The 16,669-nt window shown below is 71.1% G+C and carries 13 protein-coding genes; 5 read left to right on the top strand and 8 right to left on the bottom strand.

The genetic code is table 11. From position 1 onward, the window contains the following. Nucleotides 1–12: 12 nt before the first annotated feature. The 3 genes from FJ694_RS19150 to FJ694_RS19140 all read right to left on the bottom strand — a co-directional run bounded on the left by FJ694_RS19150 (nt 13) and on the right by FJ694_RS19140 (nt 4,090). Nucleotides 13–1,344 carry an NCS2 family permease gene (locus tag FJ694_RS19150; protein WP_232540120.1) on the bottom strand — a complete coding sequence of 444 codons (1,332 nt, stop codon included), beginning with the start codon at nt 1,342–1,344 and terminating at the stop codon, nt 13–15. Nucleotides 1,345–1,784: 440 nt separating this feature from the next. Further along, nucleotides 1,785–3,080 carry a guanine deaminase gene (gene guaD / locus FJ694_RS19145; RefSeq protein WP_157268920.1) on the bottom strand — a complete coding sequence of 432 codons (1,296 nt, stop codon included), beginning with the start codon at nt 3,078–3,080 and terminating at the stop codon, nt 1,785–1,787. Next, nucleotides 3,077–4,090 (bottom strand): LysR family transcriptional regulator, encoded by a 1,014-nt coding sequence (locus tag FJ694_RS19140; protein ID WP_157268919.1) that lies wholly within the window; start codon nt 4,088–4,090, stop codon nt 3,077–3,079. Before FJ694_RS19140 ends, guaD begins: the two co-directional genes overlap by 4 nt. A gap of 71 nt (nt 4,091–4,161) precedes the next feature. Here FJ694_RS19140 and xdhA point away from each other — a divergent pair, with 71 nt between their 5' ends. From xdhA to FJ694_RS19115, 5 genes are all read left to right on the top strand, one after another. Continuing rightward, the gene (xdhA, locus tag FJ694_RS19135) at nt 4,162–5,652 is read left to right on the top strand and encodes a xanthine dehydrogenase small subunit (protein WP_157268918.1); all 1,491 of its coding nucleotides are present in this window, start codon (nt 4,162–4,164) and stop codon (nt 5,650–5,652) included. A 105-nt stretch (nt 5,653–5,757) separates the two neighbouring features. Next, nucleotides 5,758–8,154: a xanthine dehydrogenase molybdopterin binding subunit gene (gene xdhB / locus FJ694_RS19130; protein WP_157268917.1), complete on the top strand. Its 2,397-nt coding sequence runs from the start codon at nt 5,758–5,760 to the stop codon at nt 8,152–8,154. After that, nucleotides 8,151–8,957, top strand: coding sequence for a xanthine dehydrogenase accessory protein XdhC (gene xdhC, locus FJ694_RS19125; protein ID WP_157268916.1), 807 nt, complete (start codon nt 8,151–8,153; stop codon nt 8,955–8,957). Before xdhB ends, xdhC begins: the two co-directional genes overlap by 4 nt. A 49-nt stretch (nt 8,958–9,006) precedes the next feature. Continuing rightward, nucleotides 9,007–9,378 carry a type II toxin-antitoxin system RelE/ParE family toxin gene (locus tag FJ694_RS19120; protein ID WP_157268915.1) on the top strand — a complete coding sequence of 124 codons (372 nt, stop codon included), beginning with the start codon at nt 9,007–9,009 and terminating at the stop codon, nt 9,376–9,378. Nucleotides 9,379–9,403: 25 nt separating this feature from the next. Continuing rightward, nucleotides 9,404–9,697: an XRE family transcriptional regulator gene (locus tag FJ694_RS19115; protein ID WP_157268914.1), complete on the top strand. Its 294-nt coding sequence runs from the start codon at nt 9,404–9,406 to the stop codon at nt 9,695–9,697. An 88-nt stretch (nt 9,698–9,785) separates the two neighbouring features. Here the strand turns inward: FJ694_RS19115 and paeA are convergent, their stop codons facing one another. The 5 genes from paeA to mdlC form a co-directional block, all read right to left on the bottom strand. Continuing rightward, entirely contained in the window at nt 9,786–11,126 is a 1,341-nt protein-coding gene (gene paeA, locus FJ694_RS19110; RefSeq protein WP_157268913.1) for a polyamine export protein PaeA, read from the bottom strand. A 92-nt stretch (nt 11,127–11,218) separates the two neighbouring features. Further along, complete coding sequence (locus tag FJ694_RS19105) at nt 11,219–12,358, bottom strand: branched-chain amino acid ABC transporter substrate-binding protein (protein ID WP_157268912.1); 1,140 nt, start codon at nt 12,356–12,358, stop codon at nt 11,219–11,221. A gap of 148 nt (nt 12,359–12,506) precedes the next feature. Continuing rightward, nucleotides 12,507–13,481, bottom strand: a complete 975-nt coding sequence (locus tag FJ694_RS19100) for a Bug family tripartite tricarboxylate transporter substrate binding protein (RefSeq protein ID WP_157268911.1) — start codon at nt 13,479–13,481, stop codon at nt 12,507–12,509. A 10-nt stretch (nt 13,482–13,491) separates the two neighbouring features. Continuing rightward, nucleotides 13,492–14,943: an aldehyde dehydrogenase gene (locus FJ694_RS19095; protein WP_157268910.1), complete on the bottom strand. Its 1,452-nt coding sequence runs from the start codon at nt 14,941–14,943 to the stop codon at nt 13,492–13,494. A 125-nt stretch (nt 14,944–15,068) separates the two neighbouring features. After that, the gene (gene mdlC, locus FJ694_RS19090) at nt 15,069–16,667 is read right to left on the bottom strand and encodes a benzoylformate decarboxylase (protein ID WP_157268909.1); all 1,599 of its coding nucleotides are present in this window, start codon (nt 16,665–16,667) and stop codon (nt 15,069–15,071) included. Nucleotides 16,668–16,669 lie beyond the last annotated feature (2 nt).

The following is a 16,669-nucleotide window of genomic DNA, read 5'->3' as shown; positions in this document are numbered from 1 at the left end:
TCCTTCCCCCTCTCAATGCCCCCCCACCCACACGAACTTGAACAGGAACACCGCCGCGATCAGCCAGCTCATGAAGTGCACCTGCTTCGCCTGCCCCGTGAGCAGCTTGAGCAGCGCGTAGGTGATGAAGCCGAAGGCCAGGCCGTTGGCGATGGAGTAGGTGAAGGGCATGGCCAGCGCCGTCACCGCGGCCGGGATGACCTCGGTGCTGTCGTCCCAGTTCAGCTCGGTGAGCTCGCGCAGCATCAGGCAGGCCACGAAGAACAGCGCCGGCGCAGTGGCGTAGGCCGGCACCGCGCCGGCCAACGGCGCGATGAACAGGCAGGCCAGGAACAGCACCGCCACCGTCACCGCCGTGAGGCCCGTGCGCCCGCCGGCCTGCACGCCCGTGGCGCTCTCGATGTAGGCCGTGGTGCTGGAGGTGCCCAGCATCGAGCCGGCGAAGATCGCGCCGCTGTCGGCCAGCAGCGCCTTGTTCATGCGGTCCATCTTCCCTTCCTTGAGCAGCCCGGCGCGCTTGGCCACGCCCATGAGCGTGCCGGTGGCGTCGAAGAGCTCGACCAGGAAGAACACCAGCACCACGTTGAGCACGCCCGCGGCCAGCGCGCCGGAGATGTCGAGCTGCAGGAAGGTCGGCTCGATCGAGGGCGGCGCCGAGAACACGCCCTGAAAGCGGTTGCCGGCGAAGAAGAAGCTCAGCAGCGTCACCGCCACGATGCCCCACAGGATCGCGCCGCGGATGCGGAACTGGTCCAGCACCACGATCAGCACGAAGCCGATCACGGCCAGCACCACCGGCGCCTGGTGCACGTCGCCCAGCGTCACGAAGGTGGCCTTGCTCGGCGCGACGATGCCCGCGCTCTTGAGCGCGATCAGCGCCAGGAACATGCCGATGCCCACCGTGATCGCCACGCGCAGCGAGTGCGGTATGCCGCGAATGATGTACTCGCGCAGCCGCAGCACCGTCACCGCCAGGAACAGGCAGCCGGAGATGAAGACCGCGCCCAGCGCCACCTGCCACGGGTAGCCCATGCCCTGCACCACCACGTAGGCGAAGTAGGCGTTGAGGCCCATGCCGGGCGCCAGGGCGATCGGGTAGTTGGCCAGCAGCCCCATGACCAGCGTGCCCAGCGCGGCAATCAGGCAGGTGGCAACGAACACCGCCTCGCGCGGCATGCCGGCGTCGGCCAGGATGGTCGGGTTGACGAAGACGATGTAGGCCATCGTCAGGAAGGTGGTCAGCCCGGCCACGATCTCGGTGCGCACGGTCGTGCCGTGCTCGCGCAGCTTGAACAGCCGCTCCACCAGCGAGCGGTTGGAGCCCACGGCGGCAGGGTCGGGCATGGCGGTCTCCGGGTTGGGTGCGATGGGCGCGACGATGCGCCCACCGGGCAAGGTGGATTCGGGCAGGGCCATGGGCTTGTCTCCTTGGTGGATGGAAAGGGGCGCTCTGCGGCGCTTGATGACGGAAGGAACACGACAAAAAAACAAACGCTGTCGGCAGCCCGGAAGCCAGGGCGCCGCGCTCTTTACTTCGTCATTCCCGCGAAGGCGGGAATCCAGGCGGCCCCCAAGCAGCCGATAGCTGGTCAGTCGGCTGACCCAGGCTCAGGACACGGCGGGCGCTGCGCCTCAGCCAGCGGCTGACCTGGGGACCGCCTGGATCCCCGCCTGCGCGGGGATGACGAAGTAGTTGGCGGGACGGACCAGCTCACGGCCAACAACAACCAGCAACTTTTCCTGCGTTCGTGGCTGACACAACTGCAGCGCCGGGCCAGACCGGCTCACCCCCGCCTCCACCGCTCCGTGCCCGCCACCCACGCCGACACCAGGTTGCGCTCGTCGCCCAGCGTCATCCAGGCGAACACGCGCTCGTGCAGCTCGCGCGCGAGGCGGTCGCGGTGCTGCGCCAGCGGCCCGTGCGCCCAGTCCCACAGCGCCAGGTCGGCCGTCGCGCCCACGTCCAGCGTGCCGATCTCGTGCTCCAGCCGCAGCGCGCGCGCCGCGCCGCGCGTGGCGGCATAAAGGGCCTTCCAGGCCGAGAGCTTCACGCCCTGCAGCGCCTGCACCTTGTAGGCCTCGGCCAGCGTGCGCGTCATCGACAGCGTCGTGCCCGCGCCCACGTCGGTGGCCAGCGACACGGCCACGCCGGCGTCCTGCAGCTTGACCCAGTCCAGCAGCCCGCTGCCCAGGAACAGGTTCGAGGTCGGGCAGTGCGCGACGTGCGCGCCGCTGTCGGCCAGCAGCGCGCGGTCGCCGTCGTCAAGCCAGATACCGTGCGCCAGCACCGAGCGCTCGTTCAGGAGCCCATGCGCGGCGTACACGTCCAGGTAGCTGCGCGCCTGCGGGAACAGCTCCGCCACCCAGCGCACCTCGTCGCGGTTCTCGGCCACGTGGGTGTGCATGTAGGTGCCTTCGTAACGGCTCAGCAGCCGCCCGGCCATGTCCAGCTGCGCCGGGGTGCTGGTGGGCGCGAAGCGCGGCGTGAGCGCGTAGGCCGCGCGGCCCTTGCCGTGCCAGCGCTCGATCAGCTCGGTGCAGTCGCGCTCGGCACCCGCCACGTCGTCGCTCAGGTAGTCGGGCACGTGCCGGTCCATCAGCACCTTGCCGGTGACCAGGCGCATGCCGTGGCCCGCGGCAGCCTCGAACAGGGCTTCCACCGACACCTTGTGCACGGTCGGGAACACCACCGCCGAGGTGGTGCCGTGCGCCAGCAGCAGGTCCAGGAAGCGGTCGGCGCCCTCGCGCGCGGCCTGGGCCTCGGCGAAGCGGCGCTCGGCCGGGAACACGTAGCGCTCCAGCCAGGGCAGCAGCGCCTCGCCGTGGCTGGCGATCACGTCGAGCTGCGGGCAGTGCACGTGCGTGTCGATGAAGCCCGGCAGCAGCAGCCGGCCCGTGAAATCGCGCTTGTCCCAGTCCTCGCCCGGCGTCTCGCGGGTGCGCCCCGCGATGCGGCCGTCCTCGACCAGCAGCCAGGTGTCGGCGTCGAAGCGCAGGGCCGGCGTGTCCACGGCGGACAGGCCCGGGTCGGCCGTGATGTCGAGCAGGTCGGCGCGCAGGGCGAGGCGGCGGGTGGTCATGCGGTTTCCTCCCGGGAGTCCGGAATGTCGGGTGAATCTGGTGTGTTGCGCTTGCGCGGGGCCTGGGCCTGCGCGACCAGCTCGCGCACCACGTCCCTCACCAACTCGCGCAGCCAGCGCGCCGCGGGCGAGGCATGGGTGCGGTCGTGCCAGAGCTGGTAGTAGCTCAGCGGCGGGAAATTCACAGGGCACTTCACCACCTGCACCGGCAGCCGCTCGGCGTAGCGGCTGCAGAACAGCCGCCCGGTGGTCAGCACCAGCAGCGAGCGCGCCACCATCAGCGGCGCCAGCCCGAAGTACGGGCTGCGCACCGCGACGCGGCGCGTCAGGCCCTGCGCATCGAGGAACTCGTCGATCACGCCGCGCGCGCCCGGGTGCAGCGGCGTGGGCGCGACGTGCTCGGCGGCCAGGTAGCGCTCGGCCGTCCAGCCGCGCGGGTTGCGCGCTGCGGGATGGTCGCGTGCCACCAGGCACACGACTTCGTCGCTGAACAACCGCGCCAGATGCAGCTCGCCCGGCGGCTGCAGCCAGTTGCCGATGACCAATTCGACCTCGCCGCGCGCCAGCGCCCGGCGGTAGTCGTAGGCGCCGGACAGCGCGTGGATCTCCAGCTCGATGCCCGGCGCCTCGGTCTTGAGCCGCTGCACCAGCGCGGGCAGGAACAGCGGGTCGAGGTAGTCGCTGGCGGCGATGCGGAAGGACTGCCGCGCCGTGGCCGGCTCGAAGGCGCGCGCCCCCGCGCCGCCGAACAGCGTGGCGGCGTGGCGCAGCAGCTCGCCGGCGGGCTCCAGCAGCTCCTGCGCCAGGGGCGTGGGCACCATGCCCTGCCCCGCGCGCACCAGCAGCGGATCACCCACCAGATGGCGCAGCCGCCGCAGCTGCGCGCTGACGGCGGGTTGCGTGCTGCCCAGCTTCAGGGCGGCGCGCGAGACGCTGCGTTCGGTGATCACGGTGTGCAGGACCTTGACGAGTTGGAGCTCGATCTTGTCCAAAGCAGGAGCGTTCGCCATACGTCCGAATCCATACACGGGATGCGTTTCATCGTATAGCCCGAGGCGCCGCAGCGTGTACCTTTACAGCCATGAACACCCCGCCGCGCCCCATCCGCTTTTTCCACCAAGGCCGCATCGTCTCGGTGCAGGCCAGCCCCACCCGCAGCGTGCTGCAGTGGCTGCGCGAGGACGCGGCCTGCACCGGCACCAAGGAAGGCTGCAACGAGGGCGACTGCGGCGCCTGCACCGTGGTCGTGGCCGAGCTGGCCGACGCGCCCGGGCCGGACGTGGTCCAGGGCCTGCGCCTGCGCAGCGTCAACGCCTGCATCCGCTTCCTGCCCACGCTCGACGGCAAGGCGCTGCTGACGGTGGAAGACCTCAAGGCCATCGCGGGCGGCAGCCTCCACCCGGTGCAGCAGGCGCTGGTGGACTGCCACGGCTCGCAATGCGGCTTCTGCACCCCCGGCTTCGCCATGTCGCTCACCGCCTGCTACGAGCGCCATTGCGAGGCCGGCACGCGGCCCACGCGCCAGGATTTGGCCGACGAGCTCGCCGGCAACCTGTGCCGCTGCACCGGCTACCGGCCGATCCTGGACGCGGGGCAGAAGATGTTCGAGATCGCCCCCGCGCGCCTGGACACCGCCCCGATCGTGCGGGCCTTGAAAGAGCTGCAGGCCGACGCGCCGCTGTCCTTGCCCGGCTTCGAGGCGCCGCGCACGCTCGACGACCTGGCCGCGCTGCGCGAGGCGCATCCGCAGGCGACGCTGCTGGCCGGCGCCACCGACATCGGCCTGTGGCACAACAAGCAATTCCGCCCGCTGGCCGAGCTGCTGTATGTCGGCGAGGTGAAGGAGCTGCAGCGCATCGAGGCGCTGGAGGACGGCACGTTGAGCATCGGCGCCGCCGCCTCGCTGGAGGACGCCTGGGGCGCGCTGAGCCGCCTCGTGCCGGAGTTGCGCGAGGTGTTCCTGCGCTTTGCCTCGCCGCCGGTGCGCCATGCCGGCACGCTGGGCGGCAACGTCGCCAACGGCTCGCCCATCGGCGACGGCGCCCCGGTGCTGATGGCGCTGGACGCCACGCTGGTGCTGCGCAAGGGCGCCGTGGAGCGCCGGCTGCCCATCGGCGAGTTCTACGTGGACTACATGAAGAACCGGCTGGAGCCGGGCGAGCTGCTGCAGGCCATCGAGGTGCCGCGCCCGGCGCCGCAGGCCGTCGTGCGCGTCTGGAAAATCTCCAAGCGCTACGACAGTGACATCTCCGCCGTGTGCGCCGCGCTGCGGCTGGAGCTTGACGGCGATCGCGTCAAGGACGCGCGCTTCGTCTTCGGCGGCATGGCGGCCATCGTGAAGCGCGCGGCGCAGGCCGAGGCCGCCGTCATCGGCCAGGCCTGGACGGAGGCCACCGCGCAGGCGGCGATGGCGGCGCTGGCGCGCGACTTCACCCCGCTGACCGACCAGCGCGCCAGCGCCAGCTACCGGCTGCGCGTGGCGCAGAACCTGCTGCTCAAGCTCTGGCTGCAGACGCGCACCGACGCGGTGCCGCTGCCGGTGGAGGCGGGCAGCGTGTGGGCGGCAGCCTGACCCCATTTCTCCGTTCGCCCTGAGCTTGTCGAAGGGCCTGCAGCCCGGCCCGGCAACAGGGCTTCGACAGGCTCAGCCCGAACGGAAAACTTGTTGAGGATCACCATGAACCGAGCCGTCGAAAGCTTTCTGACCACCAGCCCGAACACCGCCGCCGCCCCGGCCGCCCGCGTCGGCGTGCCGCGCCCGCACGAGTCCGCGCACCTGCACGTGGCCGGCGCCGCGCCTTACGTGGACGACATCCCCGAGGTCGCCGGCACGCTGCACGCGGCGCTGGGCCTGTCGCCGGTGGCGCATGGGCGCATCCGCTCGATCGACCTCGACAGGCTGCGCGCGCAGCCGGGCGTGGTGGCGGTGCTGACCGCCGCGGACATTCCCGGCGCCAACGACTGCGGCGCGATCGTCCACGACGAGCCGATCCTGGCCGCCGGCGAGGTGCACTACCTGGGCCAGGTGGTGTTCGCCGTGATCGCCACCGAGCGCGAGCTGGCGCGCCGCGCCGCGGCGCTGGCGAAGCAGGTGCTCGACATCGAGCCGCTGGAGCCGATCCTCACCGCGCGCGAGGCGCATGCGCGCGGCCAGTACGTGGTGCCGCCGATGCACCTGGTGCGCGGCGACGCCCGCGCCGCCATCGACGCCGCGCCCCACAAGCTGCGCGACAGCTTCACCCTCGGCGGCCAGGAGCAGTTCTACCTGGAGGGCCAGATCAGCTATGCCGTGCCGCAGGAGGACGGCGGCTTCAAGGTGCACTGCTCCACGCAGCACCCGAGCGAAATGCAGCACGTGGTGGCGCACATGCTGGGCAAGCACAAGCACCACGTGCAGGTCGAGTGCCGGCGCATGGGCGGCGGCTTCGGCGGCAAGGAGTCCCAATCGGCCGTCTTCGCCAGCATCGCGGCGCTGGGCGCGTTCAAGCTGGGCCGGCCGGTGAAGCTGCGGCCGGACCGCGACGACGACTTCATGATCACCGGCCGGCGCCACGGCTTCGAGTTCTCGCTGGAAGCGGGTTTCGACGCCGAGGGCCGCGTGCTGGGCGTCGAGGTCGAGATGCTGACCAACGCCGGCTGGAGCGCGGACCTGTCGTCGGCCGTGATGGGCCGGGCCCTGTGCCACTTCGACAACGCCTACTGGCTGCCGCACGTGGCCATGCACGGGTATTGCGCGCGCACCAACACGCAGAGCAACACCGCGTTTCGCGGCTTCGGCGGCCCGCAGGGCGCCTACGCCGTCGAGCACCTGATGGACACCATCGCGCGCCGCCTGGGCCGCGACCCGCTGGAGGTGCGCCGCGCCAACTTCTACGGCGTGGGCGAGCGCGACGTGACGCCCTACGAGCAGCGGGTCGAAGGCAACGTGATCGCGCCGCTGGTGGCGGAGCTGGAAGCGACGTCGAACTACCAGGCGCGGCGCGCCGAGATCGCGGCCTGGAACGCGCAGAGCCCGGTGCTCAAGCGCGGCCTCGCGCTGACGCCCGTGAAATTCGGCATCAGCTTCAACGTGCAGCACCTGAACCAGGCCGGCGCGCTGGTGCACCTCTACAGCGACGGTTCCTGCCTGGTGAACCATGGCGGCACGGAGATGGGCCAGGGCCTCAACACCAAGGTGGCGCAGGTGGTGGCGCACGAGCTGGGCCTGAGCTTCAGCCGCATCCGCGTCACGGCGACCGACACCTTCAAGGTGGTGAACACCTCCGCGACGGCGGCGTCCACCGGGAGCGACCTCAACGGCAAGGCCGCACAGGACGCGGCGCGGCAGATCCGCGAGCGGCTGGCGGCCTTCGTCGCCGGCAAGCACGGCGGCGCGGCGCAGGACGTGCGCTTCATCGACGACCACGTCGAGGTGAACGGCCAGCGCCTGCCGATCGAGGACGTGCTGATCGCCGCCTACCTGGCGCGCGTGCAGCTGTGGAGCGACGGCTTCTACGCCACCCCGGGCCTGCACTGGGACCCGAAGGCGATGAAGGGCCGGCCCTTCTACTATTTCGCCTTCGGCGCCGCGGTGTCGGAGGTGGTGGTGGACACGCTCACCGGCGAGTCGAAGCTCTTGCGCGCCGACCTGCTGCACGACGTGGGCCAGTCGCTGAACCCGGCCCTGGACGTGGGGCAGGTCGAAGGCGCCTTCACGCAGGGCATGGGCTGGCTGACCATGGAGGAGTTGATCTGGCACCCCAAGACCGGCGCCCTGCTCACCCACGCGCCCAGCACCTACAAGATCCCCACCGCCAACGACCTGCCGGCCGTGTTCAACACGCGGCTGTTCGAGAACACGAACGTGGCCGACAGCATCCACCGCAGCAAGGCCGTGGGCGAGCCGCCGCTGCTGCTGGGCTTCAGCGTGTGGCACGCCATCCGCGACGCCGTCTCCGCGGTGGGCGCGCACCGCATCGACCCGCCGCTGCGCGCCCCGGCCACGGCCGAGGCCGTGCTGGATGCGGTGGACGCCGTGCACGCGGCGCGGGCGCAGGCGGCTCAGCCGGCGCCTGAAACGGAGGCGGTGTCGTGAGCACCGCCGCGCTGCAGGCGACGGCGCGCGAGTGGCTCGCGCGCGGTGAGCCGGCCATCGAGGTGCGCGTGGCGCAGGCGCGCGGCTCCGCGCCGCGCGAGGCCGGCGCGCGCATGCTGGTCAGCGCCCGGCACTGCGCCGGCACGGTGGGCGGCGGGCACCTGGAGCTGCAGGCGATCCAGCTGGCGCGCTCAATGCTCGCAGCCGGCGAGACGCTGCCGCGAGAAAAACACTACCCGCTGGGCCCGGCGCTGGGCCAGTGCTGCGGCGGCGCGGTGACGCTGGCCTTCGAGCCGCTGACGGCCGCCGTGCTGGCGCACTGGCCGGCGCCGCAGCCGCGCTTTACCTTGCAGCTCTACGGCGCCGGCCACGTGGGCCGTGCCATCGTGAAGCTGCTGTCCGGCATCGACTGCCGGGTGCAGTGGATCGACGAGCGCGAGGAGGAGTTTCCGGACGGGCCGCTGCCGCCGCACATCGAGAAGGTGTGCGTGGACGCGGTGGAAGGTGAAGTCGATACCGCCGCGCCCGGCGCCTTCTATCTCGTGCTCACGCACAACCACGACCTGGACTTGCGCATCACCGAGGCGGTGCTGCGGCGTGGGGATTTCGGCTTCCTGGGGCTGATCGGGTCGCAGACCAAGAAGGCGCGGTTCCTGCACCGGTTCGAGGCGCGCGGGATTCCGGCCGAAACCCTTTCACGGATGACTTGCCCGATCGGGATTGCGGGCATTGAAGGCAAGGAGCCGGAGGTGATTGCGGTGTCTGTCGTGGCACAGCTGCTGCACGCGGCATCACTCTGTTGATTTCTCGCACCCTTGGCACCATGTATTCCTTCGAAGCTATATTCCAGGCATGACATGGGAGGTTGAGTTCACGGACGAGTTCGGCTTGTGGTGGCACTCCTTGTCCGAATCGGAACAGGAGGCGCTGGACGCCTCGGTCCGCCTGCTTGAAGCGCGAGGGCCGGCGCTCGGCTTTCCTCACAGCAGCGGCATCAACGGTTCCAGGCACCGCCACATGAGAGAGCTGCGCACCCAGCATGCCGGCCGGCCGTTGCGCACCCTCTATGCCTTCGACCCGCGCCGAGCCGCGATCCCGCTCATCGGTGGCGACAAGACCGGCGACAACCGCTGGTACGAAACCCATGTTCCGCTGGCGGACCAGCTCTATGACGAGCACCTGGAACAACTGCGAAAGGAAGGGTTGATCGATGGCAACGACTAGAAAATTCACGGAGTTGCGCGCCCGTATGTCGCCTGAATCCCAGGCGCGTGCCGAGGCCCAGGCGCAGGCGATGCTGGCCGAGATGCCGCTCAACGAATTGCGACAGGCCCGTGGGCTGTCGCAGAAGATGCTGGCCGAGGTGCTGCAGGTGCAGCAGCCGAGCATCGCCAAGTTGGAACGCCGCACCGACATGTACCTGTCCACGCTCCGCAGCCACATCGAGGCCATGGGCGGCGAACTGGAGGTGATCGCGCGCTTTCCCGACGGGGCCGTGAGGATCAGCAATTTCTCCAGCCTGGACCGCGAGCAGGCGTCCTGAAGGGCACAGCCAACCCGAATTGCGCCACGACCGTGGCGCACTTGTGGCGCATTTCTGGCGCGATTCCCTGAAATCGCGCCACCCCGCCTCAAACCCGCACCGCCACCTCCACCGCCGCCGCGGGCTGCCCCGCCACCCCCGTCACCAGCACCTGGTCAATCCGCGTGTGGTCCACGTCGATGACCTCGAAGCGCCAGCCGTTCCAGGTGGTGTGATCCGTGCGGCGCGGGATGCGGCGCAGCATCACCATCAGGAAGCCCGCCAGCGTGTCGTACTGGCCGCGCTGCGGCAGGTCGGCCGGGTCCAGGTGCAGCGCGCGCAGCACGTCGCCGATGGGCGTGAGGCCGTCCATCAGCCACGAGCCGTCGTCGCGGCGCACGATCTGCTCCTCGTCGCCGCCGCCCACCAGGCTGCCCATGACGGTGCTCATCACGTCGTTGAGCGTGATCACGCCCACCACCAGCCCGTACTCGTTGACGATCACCGCGAAGTCCTCGTGCGCCTCGCGAAAGCGCGCCAGCACTTCCGACAGCGTCAGCCGGTCCGGCACCATCAGCACCTTCTGCAGCAGCCCCTTGGCCGCCTCGCCCTGCAGCACGATCGGCTCCTGGCGCAGCACGCGCGCGAACAGGTCCGCCGCATCGACGTAGCCCACGACCTGGTCGATGTGCTCGTCGCACACCAGGTACGTGGAATGCGGCTCGGCCGCGATGCGGGCGCGGATCAGCTCCTCCGGGTCGTCCTGCAGCAGGAAGACGATGCGGTCGCGCGTGGTCATCGCGCTCTCCACCGTGCGGGTTTCCAGCTCCAGCAGGTTCTCGATCACCTCCTGCTCGCCCACGTGCAGCACGCCGGCCTCGGTGCCGGCCTCGGTCAGCGCCAGGATGTCGGCGGAGGTGATGCGGTCGTCGCGCTCCTTGGGCAGCCCGAGCAGCCGCACCAGGCCGTTGGCCAGGCCGTTGAAGACCCACACCACCGGGCGCAGCAGCAGCATGGCCACGCGCATCGGCGCCAGCAGCTTCATCGCCAGCCCTTCGGGCTCGACCAGCGCCAGCCGCTTGGGCAGCAGGTCGGCCAGCAGGATGAAGAGCGAGGTCACCACCCCGAAGGAAAGCGCGAAGCTGGTCACGTCGGCCGCGCGCGGCGGCATGAGGCCGTCAAGCAGCGCGCGCAGTCCCGGGCCCAGCGCGTCGTCGCCCACCACGCCGGCCAGGATCGCGACGATGTTCTGCCCGATCTGCACCACCGTGAAGTAGCTGCCCGGTTGCGCCTGCACCTTGAGCACCGCCGCCGCGCGCGCGTCGCCGTCGTCGGCCAGCTGGCGCAGCCGCAGGCGCCGCGCCGAGGCCATGGAGAGCTCGGCCACCGAGAAGAACGCGCTGAGCGCGATGAGCAAGACGATGAGGATCAGGCTGCCCGCGGAGTGCATGCGAGGCAGTGTAGGCCGCCATTGCGGCGGCCCGTTGACGGCGGGCAGGCCGGCTGTGGGCCCGCCCGCGTCAAGGCCGTGTCAACGGCCGGTCAGCGCACCACCGCCAGCTCCGCCATCGCGCCGCCGCGGAAGGTGTAGAGCGTGAGCGCGCCGTTCTTGATGTCGCCCTTGGCGTCGAAGGCGATCGGGCCGGTGACGCCCTTGGTGCTGATGGCGGCCAGTACCGGCAGGTACTTGGCCGGCTCCGCCGAGCCGGCCTTGGCCATGGCCTCGGCCATCACCATCGTGGCGTCGTAGGTGTAGGGCGAGTAGATCTGCACGTCCTGGCCGAAGCGCTTCCTGTAGTCGGCCTTGAACTTGTCCAGCGCGCCGCGCTGCCCGGCCTCCACGCCGCCGGCCACCGCGCAGGTGACCATGTCGTCGGCCAGCGCGCCCGTGGCCAGCTTGGGCAGCTCGGCGGTGCAGATGCCGTCGCCGCCCATGAACCTGGCGTTGATGCCCAGCTGCTTCATCTGGCGCAGCATCGGGCCGCCCACGGCATCCATGCCGCCGAAGAACACCACGTCGGGCTTGGCCGCCTTCACGGAGGTCAGGATGGCGGTGAAGTCGGTGGCCTTGTCGTTGGTGAACTCGCGCTTGGCGATGTTCGCGCCCGCGGCCTTGGCGGCCTTCTCGAACTCGTTGGCCACGCCCTGGCCGTAGGCGGTGCGGTCGTCGATCACGACGATGGTCCTGGCCTTGAGCTTCTCCACCGCGTAGCGGCCCAGCGTGCCGCCGAGCTGCGCGTCGTTGGCCACCATGCGGAAGGTGGTCTTGTAGCCCTGGGCGGTGTACTTGGGGTTGGTCACCGAGGGCGCGATCTGCGGGATGCCGGCGTCGCTGTAGATGCGCGACGCGGGAATGGCGGTGCCGGAGTTGAGGTGGCCGACGACGCCGTTGACCTTGGCGTCCACCAGCTTCTGCGCGGCAGCGGTGCCCTGCTTCGGGTCGGCGGCGTCGTCCTCGGCCAGCAGCTCGAATTTCGCCTTCCTGCCGCCGATGGTCAGGCCCTTGGCATTGAGCTCGTCCAGGGCCATGCGCACGCCGTTCTCGTTGTCCTTGCCGAGGTGGGCGGCGCCGCCGCTGGTGGCGGCCACGTGGCCGATCCTGACGACCAGCTCCTGCGCCGAGGCGGCCTGCGCGGCAACGGCCAGCGCGGCCAGGGCGGTGATTCGAAGTGCGTGTTTCATGGGGATGTCCGGTTGCGGTGGGAGCGGGGCCAGGGTCCGCCTTGAGGCGGTCTTATTGGTGGGAACCCTGAGGGCCGAAAGTGTACGGGCCGGCGCAAGGGCGCCGCCCGCGCGGGGCCGATGCCCCCCGCCGCAATGGCATCCGGCGTCAATCCCCCACGATGTGCCGCTCCCGGATGATCGCCCCGAAGCGCTTCGAGTCCTGCGCCGCCGTGGCGCCGAACTGCGCCGGCGTCATGGGCGCGGGCACGCCGCCGAGCTGCGCCACGCGCTCGCGGAAGGCCGGCGTGGCGATGATCCTGTTCACCTCGGCGTTGAGCCGGTTCACCACCTCGGCCGGCGTGCCCGCCGGGGCGTAGACGCCGAAATAGCTGTCGGCGTCGAAGCCCTTGAGGCCGGACTCGTCCAGCGTGGGCACGTCGGGGAACAGCGGCGAGCGCTTCGGGCTGCCCACGGCCAGCACGCGCAGCTTGCCGGCCTTGATGTGCGGCACGGCCACGCCGGGGTCGAACAGGAAGTCCACCTGGCCGCCGAGCAGGTCCGTCAGCGCCGGCGCCGCGCCGCGGTAGGGCACGTGCGTGGCGTCCACGCCGGCCTGGCTCTTCATCATCTCGGTGGCGAGGTGCGGCGAGCTGCCGTTGCCCGGCGTGCCGAAGGCGCGCTGGCCCGGGTGCGCCTTGAGGTCGGCAATGAGCCCCTTGAAGTCCCGGATCGGGCTGTCGGCGCGCACCACCAGGAACACCAGCACCCGCGCCGCGGCGGCCACCGGCGTGAGGTCCTTGACCGGGTCGAAGCTCATCTTGGGATAGATGTGCGGGTTCACCGCCACCATGCCGCCGGAGCTCATCAGCAGCGTGTAGCCGTCGGGCGGCGCCTTGGCCACCGCCTCGCCGCCCAGGTTGCCGCCGGAGCCGCCGCGGTTCTCGACGACCACCGGCTGGCCCAGCGCCTCCTGCAGCGGCTGCGCGATGGCGCGCCCGATCTGGTCGGCCGCGCCGCCGGGCGGGAAGTTCACGATCATCTTCACCGGCTTGGCCGGCCACTGCGGGCCTTGCGCCCAGGCGGTTGCGCCGGCCAGGGCACAAGCTGCGGCCAGCGCCAGGGCGCGTATCTGCTTGCTCATGGAGCCTTCCTCAGAACGGGTAGTGGCGTTGGCCGGTCTGCACCGTGATCCAGCGCAGCTCGGTGAACTCGTCGATGCCGGCCTTGCCGCCGAAGCGGCCCCAGCCGCTGCCCTTGACGCCGCCAAAGGGCATCTGCGCCTCGTCGTGCACGGTCGGGCCGTTGACGTGGCAGATGCCGCTCTCGATGCGCTGCGCCACCTGCAGCGCGCGCGCCACGTCGCGCCCGAACACCGCGGCCGAGAGGCCGTAGTCGTTGTCGTTGGCGCAGGCCACCGCCGCCTCGACGCCCTGCACGCGCACGATCGCCTTCACCGGTGCGAAGCTTTCCTCGTGATAGATGCGCATCTCGCGCGTCACGCCGTCCAGCAGCGTCGCGGGCATGAGCGTGCTGTCGGCCTTGCCGCCGCACGCCAGCCGCGCGCCCTTGGCGAGCGCGTCGTCGATCAGCTCGTTGCAGCGGTGCACGGTGGCCATGTCCACCACCGACCCGAGCACCACCGGCCCTTTGCGCGGGTCGCCCAGCGGCAGCGACTTCGCCCGCTCCGCGAGCTTGGCCACGAACGCGTCGGCCACCGCCTCGTCCACGATCAGCCGCTCGGTGGACATGCAGATCTGCCCCGAGTTGGCGAAGGCGCCGAAGGTGGCCGCCGCCACGGCCGCGTCCACGTCGGCGTCGTCCAGTACCACCAGCGGCGCCTTGCCGCCGAGTTCCAGCACGCTGCGCTTGAGGTACTTCGCGCAGGTCGCGGCGATGAGCTTTCCCACGCGCGTCGAGCCGGTGAAGTTGACGCGCCGCACCGCCGGGTGCGCCACCATGGCCTCGACGATCTCGCCCGCGTCCGCCGGCGCGTTGGTGACGAAGTTCACCACCCCGCGCGGGAAGCCCGCGGCCTGGCAGGCCTGCACGATGAGGCCGTGCGTCGCGGGGCAGATCTCGCTGCCCTTGAGCACCACCGTGTTGCCGCAGGCCAGCGCCACGGCGATGGCGCGCACCGACAGGATCACCGGCGCGTTCCACGGCGCGATGGCCAGCACCACGCCCGCGGGCTGGCGCACGGCCATGGCCACGCTGCCGGGGACGTTCGACGGGATCACCTCGCCCGAGATCTGCGTGGTGATGGCCGCGGCCTCGCGCAGCATGTCGGCCGCCAGGTGCACGTTGAAGCCGGCCCAGATCGCCGAGCTGCCCGTCTCCGCCGCCATCGCCTGCGCGAAGGCGTCGCCCTGGCCTTCCAGCGCGTCGGCCGCCTTGTTGAGCAGCGCGCGGCGCTCGCCCGGGCCCGTGAGCGACCAGCTCTTGAAGGCCTCGGCCGCGGCGGCCACCGCGGCCAGCGCGTCGGCCTTCGTCGCAGCCGGCGCCTCGGTGGCGACCGCCCCGTCGAGCGGGTTGCGGCGCTCGAACGTGGCGCCGTTGCCGGCGCGGCAGGCCTCGCCGTTGATGAGCATGTCGATGCGGTTCATGGCTTGTCTCCTCTTGCTCGTGTCATGTCATGTCAAGCCGTGGGTAGGAGGCCCGCATGCGGGCCGAACCCTGCCCCGGCCGCGGTCCCCTTCGATACCTCAGGGCGAACGGGAAACCCGCTCCCTCAAGCAACTTCGACTTCCATCAGCACCGGCCCCGCGGAGCAAAGCGCGGACGCGAGCGCGTCGCGCAGCTGCGCCGCCGTCTCCACGCGCACGCCCTGCACGCCCTGCGCGCGGGCCAGGCCGGCGAAGTCCAGGTCCGGCAGATCCGTGCCTTCGAGCCGTTCGCCCGGCTTGAAACCGAACACGCCGGCAAATTCCTGCAGCGCGGCATAGCGGCGGTTCTTCAGGATCACGAAGGCGATGGGCAGCTTCATCTGCGCCGCGCTCCACAGCGCCTGGATCGAGTACATCGCCGAGCCGTCGCCGATGAGCCCGATCACGCGCCGGCCCGGCTTGGCCATCGCCACGCCCACGGCGGCCGGCATCGAGTGTCCCAGGCCGCCGCTGCACATCGTGTAGAAGGTTTCGGATTCGTAGATCGGCAGGTGCTCGTGCATGACGGGCCGGGCGCTGGGCGCCTCCTCCACCACGATCGAGTCGCGCGGGCGCAGTTCGTCCAGCGTCTGCAGCACGTAAGCCACCGGTAGCCGCTGCCCCGGCGCGGGCGCCTCGGCGCGCGGCCGCGCCGGGCGCGGCGCCGGCAGCGGCCGGGCCTTGGGCGCCGGGCGGGCCAACAAGTCCTGCAATCCCAGGCGGATGCTGCCCACGGCCGAGGTGCCCAGCGGCGTCCAGCTCGCCGTGGCCGGGTCGTCGATCAGCTGCGCCAGCGCCGCGCCGTCGGGCACGTGCGGCCCCTGCCCTTCGACGTGGTACGTGAACGCCGGCGCGCCGATGGCGAAGACGAAATCGTGCCCGGCGAGCTTGGCGACGATGCGCTCGCGCATGGCCGGCAGGAAGCCGGCGAAGAGCGGGTGGTCCTCCGGGAAGCCGCAGCGCCCGGACATGGGCGCCACGAACACGCGCGCGTTGTGCGCCTCGGCCAATCGGACCGTCTCGTTCCATGCCTCGTCGCGATCCACCGCCGCGCCGATGACGAAGGCCGGGCGCTCGCAGGCGTCGAGTTGCGCGCCGATGACCTCCAGCAGTGCCGGCTCCGGCCGCAGCTGGGTGCTGACGCGGCGCGGCGCGACGGGTTCGCAAGGCTGGTTCCAGTCGTCCGACGGGATGGACACCAGCACCGGCCCGCGCGGCGGCAGCATCGCCAGGTAGTAGGCGCGCGCAATGGCGTGCGGCACGTCCTCGGCGCGCGCCGGCTCGATGCTCCACTTCACGTAGGGCTTCGCCAGCTCGGTCGCCTGCCCCGAGTACAGGAAGGGCTCGTACGGCAGGATCGAGCGCGCCTGCTGCCCGGCCGTGATGACCAGCGGCGTGCGGTTCTTGAAGGCCGTGAAGATGTTGCCCATGGCGTGGCCCACGCCGGCGGCCGAGTGCAGGTTCACGAAGGCGGCGTTGCGCGTGGCCTGGGCGTGGCCGTCGGCCATGCCCACCACCACCGACTCCTGCAGCCCCAGCACGTAGGAGAAGTCTTCCGGGAAGTCCAGGAACAGCGGCAGCTCGGTGGAGCCGGGGTTGCCGAAGATCTTGGTCATGCCGAAGTCGCGCAGCAGCGCGATCACGGCTTCGCGCACGGTCGGGCGCGGCGCGGCGGGGGTGCTCATGG

Origin of the sequence: Azohydromonas aeria, assembly GCF_009760915.1 — a bacterium.
Taxonomy (GTDB): domain Bacteria; phylum Pseudomonadota; class Gammaproteobacteria; order Burkholderiales; family Burkholderiaceae_C; genus Azohydromonas; species Azohydromonas aeria.
This window is presented reverse-complemented; position numbering and strand designations above follow the sequence as displayed.